The sequence below is a fragment of the Roseomonas sp. 18066 genome, assembly GCF_902706185.1.
Taxonomy (GTDB): domain Bacteria; phylum Pseudomonadota; class Alphaproteobacteria; order Acetobacterales; family Acetobacteraceae; genus Pseudoroseomonas.
In genome coordinates this window covers 1-9,363 of record NZ_CACSJM010000200.1, presented here as the reverse complement: position 1 = coordinate 9,363, position 9,363 = coordinate 1, and the positions used below count along the sequence as shown (strand labels likewise).

The 9,363-nt window shown below is 71.4% G+C and carries 9 protein-coding genes; 7 read left to right on the top strand and 2 right to left on the bottom strand.

Features of this window, described 5'->3' with window-relative positions; genetic code table 11:
- Positions 1 to 282 precede the first annotated feature (282 nt).
- Positions 283 to 1,272, top strand: coding sequence for a tripartite tricarboxylate transporter substrate binding protein (locus GVN67_RS26285; protein WP_160000285.1), 990 nt, complete (start codon positions 283 to 285; stop codon positions 1,270 to 1,272).
- Positions 1,273 to 1,330: 58 nt separating this feature from the next.
- Here GVN67_RS26285 and GVN67_RS26280 read toward each other — a convergent pair whose 3' ends face one another.
- Positions 1,331 to 2,995 carry a thiamine pyrophosphate-binding protein gene (locus GVN67_RS26280; protein WP_160000284.1) on the bottom strand — a complete coding sequence of 555 codons (1,665 nt, stop codon included), beginning with the start codon at positions 2,993 to 2,995 and terminating at the stop codon, positions 1,331 to 1,333.
- Positions 2,996 to 3,073: 78 nt separating this feature from the next.
- Positions 3,074 to 3,211: a hypothetical protein gene (locus tag GVN67_RS26275; RefSeq protein ID WP_160000283.1), complete on the bottom strand. Its 138-nt coding sequence runs from the start codon at positions 3,209 to 3,211 to the stop codon at positions 3,074 to 3,076.
- 132 nt (positions 3,212 to 3,343) lie between these two features.
- Between GVN67_RS26275 and GVN67_RS26270 the strand changes: the two genes are divergently transcribed.
- From GVN67_RS26270 to GVN67_RS26245, 6 genes are all read left to right on the top strand, one after another.
- Positions 3,344 to 3,745 carry a DoxX family protein gene (locus GVN67_RS26270; RefSeq protein WP_160000282.1) on the top strand — a complete coding sequence of 134 codons (402 nt, stop codon included), beginning with the start codon at positions 3,344 to 3,346 and terminating at the stop codon, positions 3,743 to 3,745.
- A gap of 84 nt (positions 3,746 to 3,829) precedes the next feature.
- A complete protein-coding gene (locus tag GVN67_RS26265) occupies positions 3,830 to 4,528 on the top strand; it encodes a nitroreductase (protein WP_160000281.1) in 699 nt (232 codons plus the stop codon).
- Between the two features lie 35 nt (positions 4,529 to 4,563).
- Entirely contained in the window at positions 4,564 to 5,664 is a 1,101-nt protein-coding gene (locus tag GVN67_RS26260; protein ID WP_160000280.1) for a tetratricopeptide repeat protein, read from the top strand.
- A 52-nt stretch (positions 5,665 to 5,716) separates the two neighbouring features.
- Positions 5,717 to 8,029, top strand: a complete 2,313-nt coding sequence (locus GVN67_RS26255; protein ID WP_160000279.1) for a molybdopterin guanine dinucleotide-containing S/N-oxide reductase — start codon at positions 5,717 to 5,719, stop codon at positions 8,027 to 8,029.
- 78 nt (positions 8,030 to 8,107) lie between these two features.
- Positions 8,108 to 8,539: a DcrB-related protein gene (locus GVN67_RS26250; RefSeq protein ID WP_160000278.1), complete on the top strand. Its 432-nt coding sequence runs from the start codon at positions 8,108 to 8,110 to the stop codon at positions 8,537 to 8,539.
- Positions 8,540 to 8,542: 3 nt separating this feature from the next.
- Positions 8,543 to 9,363: PAAR domain-containing protein (locus GVN67_RS26245; protein WP_200845402.1), on the top strand; the 821-nt coding region annotated here is incomplete at its 3' end.

Genomic DNA, 9,363 nt, shown 5'->3' with positions numbered 1-9,363 from the left:
GGGTGTGGCTGGAGCCTGGCCTTTGGTGGCGGCGTGATGATGGTTCCACGTTGAAATGCCGTGCAGTTTCGGCGAGGCGCGGGGCGGCGAGCGGGGCCATTGGCAGGTGGGTGTCGGCGAAAAGACGATCAGAAAAAGTTCGATCGGTGAAAATACGCTGGCCGGCGGCGGGGGCTGGGCCGGGTTGCGGCGCCGCGGCGCTGGCAGGGGCGCGTGGCGAGGTCTAAGCTCGGGCCGCCGCCGGCGCAGACCGGCGGGGCAAAACACGAGCAGGGCCAGGAAATGATTGCAAGACGAGGGGCGCTCGCCCTGGGCGGTGGCGTGCTGGGCGGCGGGCTGCTGGCGGCGCCGGCGCTGCCGCGGGCGGAGACGGCGGCCTGGAAGCCGAGCCGGCCGGTGCGGCTGATCGTCACCTATCCGCCGGGCGGCGTGAACGACATCGTCGGCCGCATCGTCGCCGAGCCGCTGGGGGCGGAGCTGGGCCAGTCGGTGGTGGTGGAGAACCGCGCCGGGGCGGGCGGCAATATCGGCACCCAGGCGGCGATGCAGGCCGAGGCGGATGGCCACACCATCCTGTTCGGCACCACCGCGATGTTCGGCGTCAATCCGGTGATGTACAAGGGCTCCGGCGTCGATGCCGCGCGCGACTTCGCCTGCCTGGCGACGATCGGCGAGGTCGCCAATGTCCTGTCCGTCGCGCCCAAGCGCGTCGCCGCGACGACGTTGCCGGAGTTCGTGGCCGAGGCGCGGTCGAAGCCGCTGGTCTATGGCTCGGTCGGCAATGGCAGCTCGTCGCATCTGTCGGCGGTGGTGTTCCTGAAGGCGGCGGGGATCGAGGCGACGCATGTGCCGTATCGCGGCTCCTCGCCGCTGGTGGCGGCGATGCTGGCGAATGATGTCGACTTCTGCTTCGACACGACGGCGACCTCGACGGCGCATATCCGCGGGGGCGCCTTGCGGCCGCTGGGGGTGACGACGACGCGGCGGGCCTCGGCGCTGCCGGAGGTGCCGACGCTGCGCGAGGCCGGCGTGAAGGACTATGATCTCGGCATCTGGTTCGGGTTGTTCGTGCCGGCGCGGACGCCGGCGCCGATCTTTGCCGCGTTGCAGAAGGCGTTGTTGGCGACGCGGACGCCGCAGACGACCGAGCGGTTGCAGCGTGCCTTCGTGGACCCGTTGGCGGTGCCGACGGCCGAGGTCGCGCGCTGGGTGACCGCGGACAGCGAGCGTTGGCAGAAGATTTCGGTCGAAGCCGGGATCAAGGCTGACTGACAGAAAAAGATGAGGGAGGTCTGGAGGGAGAATTCTTTCTCCCTCCAGCCTTGCTTGCTTACTTTTTATAGATCCCGAGGTTGTTGTAGGGCGCGTAGGGCGGGAATGGCCCGATGGCGTGCATGTCGACTTCGACGAGGGAGGGGCCTGGCGTCTCGCAGGCCTGTTTGAGCGTGGCTTGCAGGTCTTCGGCGCTGGAGACCTTGAAGGCCGGCATGCCGGCGAGCTTGGCGAGTTGCCCGAAGTCCGGCCCGTGCAGGTCGCCGAAGAACATGCGCCCTTCCTGCAGCGCGCCCTGGATGTGCTTGATGACGCCATAGCCACGGTCGTTCATCAGCAGCACCACCAGGTCGAGGTTTTCCTGGGCCGCGGTGAAGAGCTCGGCCATGTTCATGGCGAAGCCGCCGTCGCCGACCATGGCGACCGCCTTGCGGCCGCGGCCGGCGAGCGCCGCGCCGATGCCGAAGGGCAGGCCGGGGCCGATGGCGGCGCCGACGGGGTGGACGGAATCATGCGGGCCATAGACCGGCATGATGCGGTTGCCCCAGCTGCTGTTGTTCAGGGTGATGTCGCGGACCCAGATGGCGTCGCGGGGCAGGGCGGCCCGCACCGCCTCGGGGAAGCCGGCATAGGGGCCGAGGGTTTCTTTATATTCGGCGATGGCCTTCTGCTTCGTCTCGGCGAAGTCCTGGGCGTAGGCGGGGTCGAGGCTGAGCCGGGTTTGCAGGCGTCGCGCCAGGCCTTGCAGGGCGAGCTCGGCATCGGCGGCGAGGAAGAAATCGGTGGTGTAGCTGCGGTTCTGCGCGCCGGGGTCGATGTCGACCTGGTAGAGCGGGCGGGGCAGCTTCAGCGAGAAATCCAGCGTCTCGTGGCCGCGCAGGCGGGAGCCCACCACCAGCATGGCGTCGACGGTCTGGTAGAAGGCCTCGATGCGGGGGGCGCCGTTGCCGTGCAGGCCAGCGAAGGACATCGGGTGGTCTTCGGCCACGGTGCCGCGGCCGTTCCAGGAGCTGACCACGCCGAAGCCGAGATCGAGCAGCGCCCGCGCCCCCGCGCCTGCCGACTTGGCGCCGTTGCCGAGCCAGAGCATCGGGCGCTTGGCGTTGGCCAGCAGATCGGCCAGGGCGTCGAGCGCGGCCTCGTCGGGGGCCAGCGGGCTGGGGATCGGCAGGGTCAGGGTGTCGAGCTCGGCGGGGCGCGGGATGACGACCCGCTGCAGGTCGATGGGGATTTCCAGCGTCACCGGGCCCATCGGCGGGGTCAGGGCCAGGGTGGCGGCGCGGGTCAGGAAGGCGAGGGCGGCCTCGGCCGAGGGCAGGCGCAGCTGCGCCTTGCAGATGGCGGCCAGCATGGCGCTCTGGCCGGGCACGTCATGCACCGGTCCCATGTCGCGGCCGGCGAAGCGCGTGGCCGTCTGGCCGGTGATATGCAGCACCGGGCTGCCGCCGAAACGCGCCTCGACCAGCCCGCCCACCGCATTGGCCGCGCCGGGCCCGGTGGAGCTGAAGACCACGCCCAGCCCGTTGGAGACCCGGGCATAGGCGTCGGCCATATGCGCCGCCCCCATCTCGTTGCGCGCCATGACGTAGCGGATGGCGTTGCGCCGGCCGATGGCGTCCAGCATCGGAATATTGTGGACCGAGACGATGCCGAAGCAGTCCCGCACGCCGATGCGCGCCAGGAATTCCGCCACCAGGTCGCCGACCGTATAGCTGCCGCTCATTGCGCTCACATCCTCCCGTTCTTCTTGGGCGGGAGTGGAGCATGCGGGGGCGCGGGTGTCAGCCCTGGCCCGGCAGGCTCAGCGTGGCCAGGTGGTGGCGGCCGGCCCCGACTGGTCGGTCAGGCGCGAGGGGGCGGCGGATTCGCCTACCCGTGGCGCCGGGGTGCAGGCGGCCAGCAGCATGCCCAAGGCAGCGACGGCGGCGAGCCTTGTCATCGAGAGGTCCTCCCTGGCGGCGTTGTCATCCAGGCTTCGCAATGTCGGCGGGGCGTGGTGAGTTTCCTTAAGACCGTCTTAAGCTGGCCCCGGCACTCGGCGACCGTCGAACCAAAAACGGAGGCTTCCCCCATGGACTTCTTCTCGCCCGGCAGCGTCTGGCCGTCCCGCGCGCTGATGGTGCTGCGCATCGTCACGGCGCTGATCTTCCTCGAGCATGGCAGCCAGAAGCTGCTGGGCTTCCCGGCCTTCCCCAGCGGCAATGGCCCGGCGGCGATGTCGCTGCCCTGGTTCGCCGGCGTCATCGAGCTGGTGGGCGGCGTGCTGCTGCTGATCGGCGTCGCCGTGCGCCCGGCCGCCTTCATCATGTCGGGCACCATGGCGGTGGCCTATTTCTGGGCGCATGCGCCGCGCAGCCTGTTCCCCGTCAACAATGGCGGCGACGCGGCGATCCTCTACTGCTTCCTGTTCCTGTATTTCGTCGTGGCCGGCGGCGGCTCCTGGAACGGCCGCCAGGACAGCAGCGCGCGCTGACACCCGCGGCCGGGCGGCGGGCGATTGACCCGCCGCCCGCCGATGCCCCAGGCTGGCGCCAAAGCTGAGGGAGGGATCCAGCGCATGCCCGAGCAGGAGAGCCGGCCGGCGGCAGGCAGCGCGGCCGAGGCCATCGCCTCCCGCCGCAGCATCCGCGGTTTCCTGGACCGGCCGGTGCCGCGCCCGATGCTGGAGGCGATCCTGGCGCTGGCCGCCCGGGCGCCCTCGGGCAGCAATATCCAGCCGTGGAAGCTGCATGCGGTGACCGGCGCGCCGCTGGCCCGGCTGAAGGCGGCGCTGATGGCCGCCCATGACGCCGGCGCGCCATCGCAGCGCGAATACGAATACTACCCGACCGCCTGGCGCGAGCCCTACCTGGCCCGGCGCCGCCAGGTCGGCTGGCAGCTCTACGCGCTGGCCGGCGTGGCGCGCGGCGACCGCGAGGGCGGGCTGCGCCAGCAGGGCCGCAACTTCGATTTCTTCGGCGCGCCCGTCGGGCTGGTCTTCACCATCGACCGCGACCTGGAGCAGGGCAGCTGGCTCGACTACGGCATGTTCCTGCAGAGCATCATGATCGCCGCCCGGGCCGAGGGGCTCGACACCTGCCCGCAGGCCGCCATCGCCAATTATTCCGACGTGCTGCGCCGCGAGCTGGGCATCCCGGCGACCGAGACGGTGGTCTGCGGCATGGCGCTGGGCTGGGCCGACCCGGACGAGCCGGCCAACCGCCTGGTCTCGGAACGCGCGCCGCTGCAGGATTTCGTGACCTTCCACGCGGATTGATTGACAGCGCCCGCGCCCCAGGGCACCGAGCGCTGATGTTCGACCGCATGGTGACCTACGAGAAGGCCAGGAAAGCCGTGCAGCAATGCGAGCTGCCGGGCTATTTCCTCGATTTCCACCAGGGTGGGCGCCAGGGCGGCGACACGCTGCTGGTGACCTTCGAGAATGCCGACCCGGTGCGCGACCGCCTGGCTGCCGACCGCCGGCCCTGGGGCTTCGACTTCCTGCAGAAGCAGGGGTTTTCCATCCTGGGCGTGAAGCCGAAGGCGGTGGACTGGTATCGCGGCGCCGACCTGCATGGCTTCTTCCGCTCGGCGGCCTTCGCGGGCTTCGCCGACCGCTTCCGGCGGCGGATCTTCTATGGCTCCTCGATGGGCGGCTATGCGGCGCTGGCCTTCTCGGATTGCGGCGAGGGGCACGAGGCCATCGCCTTCAACCCGCAATCCACCCTGGACCCGGCGCTGGTCCCCTGGGAACGCCGCTACCCCGAGGGCCGCGCCCAGGACTGGTCGGGCGATTTCGCCGATGCCCGCCGCGCCCGGCATTCCCGCCGCGCCCTGGTCGTCTACGACCCTTTCTTCGCCCCCGACCGCCGGCATGTGCAGCGGCTGCCGGCCGCCGGGATCACCGCCTTCAAGGTGCCCCTGGTCGGCCATGCGGTGGCGCAGTGGCTGGCCAGGATGGGCACGCTGCGGCCGCTGGTGCTGGGCCGGATCGAGGGCAGCCTGACGCCCGCCAGCATGGCGCAGCTGGCCCGGCCGCGGCGGGGGCTGCCGCGCTACTACAGCCAGCTGGCCCGCACGACCCGCCGCCCCGGCGTGATCCGCCGCTGCATCGCCGAGCTCGAGGCCCGCGGCCTGGATGAGGGGATGCTGCGCGAGTTCCTGCCGATGTTCCGCCGCCAGGCGCTGTGGTTGGAGGCGGAGTGCATGGCGCGCGGGCATCTGGCCAGCGACCCGGCCTCGCTGGCGGCGCATCGCGTGTTGGCCGAGGCGCTGCTCGGCCAGCAGCGGGGGGCCGAGGCTTTGGGCCTGCTGCAGGCGGCCGAGGCCCTCTGGCCCGGCAACCCCGATCTGGCCGCGCTGCAAGCCCGCTTGGCTGAGCCGCGTCTGGCGGAGCCGCTGCCCGCCGGGTGACAGGCGGCGCCCTTGTCGCCAGACTGCCCTTTGCATAGCGGGGGCCTGGATGATGAGCGACACCGAGACACCGGGAAAGATGCGGCCGCATTCCGCCCATTGGGGCGTGTTCCGCGCCGGCTGGCAGGGCGAGACCCTGGTGGTCGAGCCGCATCCCGCCGACCCCGACCCGTCGCCCATCCTGCAGAATTTCCCGACCGCCCTGCGCCACCGGGCCCGCATCGCCCGCCCGATGGTCCGCCGCGGCTGGCTGGAGCAGGGCCCCGGCCCCTCCGACCGCCGCGGCAAGGACGAGTTCGTCCCGGTTTCCTGGCACAAGGCGCTGGACCTGCTGGCCGCCGAGCTGGCCCGGGTGCGCGACCAGCATGGGCTGAAAGGGATCTTTGGCGGCTCCTATGGCTGGTCCAGCGCCGGGCGCTTCCACCATGCGCAGAGCCAGGTGCACCGCTTCCTCAATGTCACGCTCGGCGGCTATGTGCGCTCGGTCAACAGCTACAGCGCCGGGGCGGCCAATGTCATCCTGCCGCATATCCTCGGCCCCTTCGAGCCGGTGACGCGGCATTCCGTCTCCTGGGAACAGGTGGTCGAGCATACCGAGCTGGTCATCGCCTTCGGCGGCATGGCGGTGAAGAACAGCGCCGTCGGCGGTGGCGGCGTCAGCCGGCATGTCGAGCGCGGCGCGATGCAGGCGGCGGCGGCGCGCGGCGCCCGCTTCGTCCTGGTCAGCCCGCTGCGCGACGACCTGCCCGAGGAGGCCGGGCATGAATGGCGCAGCATCATCCCCGGCACCGACACGGCGATGATGCTGGGCATGGCGCATGTCCTGGCCAGCGAAGGCCTGCATGACCGCGATTTCCTCGACCGCTTCTGCACCGGCTATCCGCGCTTCGAGGATTATCTGCTGGGCCGCAGCGACGGCGTCGCCAAGACCCCGGGCTGGGCCAGCGCCATCTGCGGCATCCCCGCCGAGGAGATCGCGACCCTGGCGCGGGACGCCGTCGGCAAGCGCGTGCTGATCACCATGGCCCATGCGCTGCAGCGCGCCGAGCATGGCGAGCAGCCGGTCTGGATGGGCACGGTGCTGGCGGCGATGCTGGGCCAGATCGGCCTGCCGGGCGGCGGCTTCAACTATGCCCTCGGCTCGATCGCGCATTACGGCAAGCGGATGGTGGCCGTCCCCGTCGCCGGCCTGCCGCAGGGCCGCAACCGCGTCGCCGACTTCATTCCCGTCGCCCGCATCAGCGACATGCTGCTGAACCCGGGCGCGCCCTTCGACTATAACGGCCGGCAGATGACCTATCCGGACATCCGCCTGGTCTATTGGGCGGGCGGCAATCCCTTCCACCACCACCAGGACATCAACCGGCTGCGCCAGGCCTTTTCGCGCATCGACACGCTGGTGGTGCATGAGAATGCCTGGACGGCGACGGCGCGCCACGCCGATATCGTCCTGCCCTGCACCATGACGCTGGAGCGCGAGGACATCGCCGGCTCCACCACCGACCCGCTGCTGGTGGCGATGCATCCGCTGTCGCGCCCCTATGGCGAATCCCGCGACGACTACAGCATCTTTTCCGATCTCGCCGCGCGGCTGGGCAAGGGCGAGGAATTCACCGAGGGGCGCGACGCCCGCGCCTGGCTGCGGCATCTCTATGAGCGCACCCGCGCGGCGCTGGCCGAGCGCGACCTGCCCGCCCCGGATTTCGACGCCTTCTGGGAGGCCGGCGAGCTGACCCTGCCGCTGGAAGAGGACACCGGCGGCCTGGTCGGCGCCTTCCGCCGCGACCCGGACGGCGCGCCGCTGCCGACGCCCAGCGGCAAGGTCGAGATCTATTCCGAGACCATCGCCTCCTATGGCTATGACGACTGCCCCGGCCATCCGGCCTGGCTGGCCGGGGTCGACGTGCCCGATGCGCGGCATCCGCTGTGGATGGTGGCCAACCAGCCGGCGACGCGGCTGCACAGCCAGCTCGACTTCGGCGGCACCAGCGCCGACAGCAAGCGCCGCGGCCGCGAGGTGATGCGCCTGCACCCGACCGACGCCGCCGCCCGCGGCATCGCGGAAGGCGATATCGTGCGCCTGTTCAACGATCGCGGCGCCTGCCTGGCGGCGGCCTCGCTCAGCGCGGCGGTGATGCCCGGCGTGGTGCAGCTGGCGACCGGCGCCTGGTACGACCCGGCCGATCCGGCGGAAGACAAGCCGCTCTGCGTCCACGGCAATCCCAATGTGCTGACCCGCGACGCCGGAACCTCGCGGCTGGCGCAGGGCTGCACCGGCCAGCTCACCACGCTCCAGATAGAAAAATTCACCGGCAACCTGCCGCCGATCCGCTGCTGGGACCCGCCGGAGGGTGCCTCACCGTAAGCTGATCGGTCTCCCTCTCGGCCATTTCTCGCCCGACCCCTAGAAGAAGGGCGAGAGGCCAGAGGGGGTGACTGCCACGTGCCTGTGCATCAATCCGGCGACCTGCAGCTGGCCTATCCGTCGGACTGGACCGACCGCAGCATCACCGCCTTCGCCGCCCCCCCGGGGAGCTGGCGGGTGCTGCCCAACTTCGTCGTGACCCGCGACAGCGGCGGCGGCGCCCGCAACGCCGCCGACTATGCCGACCGCACCCTGGTCGAGCTCGCCCGCCGCCTGCAGGACTTTCAGCTGCTGCGCCGCGGCGCCGTGACGCTGCAGCAGCACAGCGGCATCGAGATGGTCTTCACCTGGCACAGCGCCGAAGGCCTGCTGCAGCAGCGCCAGGTCATTCTGCTGCTGCCCGACGACAAGGTTTTTTCCATCGTCGCCTCGGCGCTGCAGGCCGACTTCGCCGGGCTCGAGGATACCTTTACAAAAATGTTCGCCAGCCTGCGCTTTCCCGCCGGCTGAGCCATGCCTGAAGCGGCGCGGCTGACCGACCCGATCAACCACAGCAGCGCCATGGCCGGGCTGCTGGCGGGGGTGGTCGCCGGCGTCGTCATCGCCGCCGCGGCGGTGGCCATCGTCGGCACCGGCGGCGTCGCGGCGGTGGCGATCGGCGCCGGCATCGCCGCCTCGGGCGCCGGGGGCGGGCTGGCCGGCGCCTATATCGGCGAGCTGATCCCGGGCCCGCCCAGCGGCGCCATCATGACCGGCGCCTTCGACGTCTTCACCGGCGGCCTGCCGCAGGCCCGGGCGACGCGCGATATTTCTCCCTGTGCCGGCATCGCGGGTTTCCACGGCACGCCGCTGATCGCCCAGGGCAGCCCCAGCGTCTTCGTCAATGGCAGCATGGCGGCGCGCAAGGGCGACAAGTTGATCTGCGGCGCCAGCATCGCCGGCGGCTGCGCCACGGTGATCATCGGCGGCGCCGCCACCACCGCGCCGGGGATGGAGATCGCCGACGAGATCCCGCCCTGGCTGCGCAACACCCTGATGGGCGTGGCCGTGGTCGGCACCGTCATCGCCACCGGCGGCGCGGCGCTGGCGGTGGGCATCGGCCCGGCGCTGGGCGGGCTCGGCGGCGGGCTGCTGGGCAGCGCGGTGATGGGCAAGGTCGGCGGCGCGGTGGGTGGCGCCATCGGCGAGCAGTATGGCGCGCCGGAGCTCGGCGCCCGCATCGGCGAGGTCGGCGGCGGCGCGCTGGGCGGCATCGGCGGCGGCATGCTGGGGGGCGCTGCCGGCCGCGGCCTGACCACGCCGAAGCCTGGCGCGACGCCCGAGCTGCCGCCGCC

What these genes read in the sequence shown, in the direction of transcription:
- GVN67_RS26265 (WP_160000281.1), top strand. Translation starts at nt 3,830, where the DNA reads ATGCCCGAGCAGGAGAGCCGGCCGGCGGCAGGCAGCGCGGCCGAGGCC.
- GVN67_RS26285 (WP_160000285.1), top strand. Translation starts at nt 283, where the DNA reads ATGATTGCAAGACGAGGGGCGCTCGCCCTGGGCGGTGGCGTGCTGGGC.
- GVN67_RS26275 (WP_160000283.1), bottom strand. Translation starts at nt 3,211, where the DNA reads ATGACAAGGCTCGCCGCCGTCGCTGCCTTGGGCATGCTGCTGGCCGCC.
- GVN67_RS26270 (WP_160000282.1), top strand. Translation starts at nt 3,344, where the DNA reads ATGGACTTCTTCTCGCCCGGCAGCGTCTGGCCGTCCCGCGCGCTGATG.
- GVN67_RS26280 (WP_160000284.1), bottom strand. Translation starts at nt 2,995, where the DNA reads ATGAGCGGCAGCTATACGGTCGGCGACCTGGTGGCGGAATTCCTGGCG.
- GVN67_RS26255 (WP_160000279.1), top strand. Translation starts at nt 5,717, where the DNA reads ATGAGCGACACCGAGACACCGGGAAAGATGCGGCCGCATTCCGCCCAT.
- GVN67_RS26260 (WP_160000280.1), top strand. Translation starts at nt 4,564, where the DNA reads ATGTTCGACCGCATGGTGACCTACGAGAAGGCCAGGAAAGCCGTGCAG.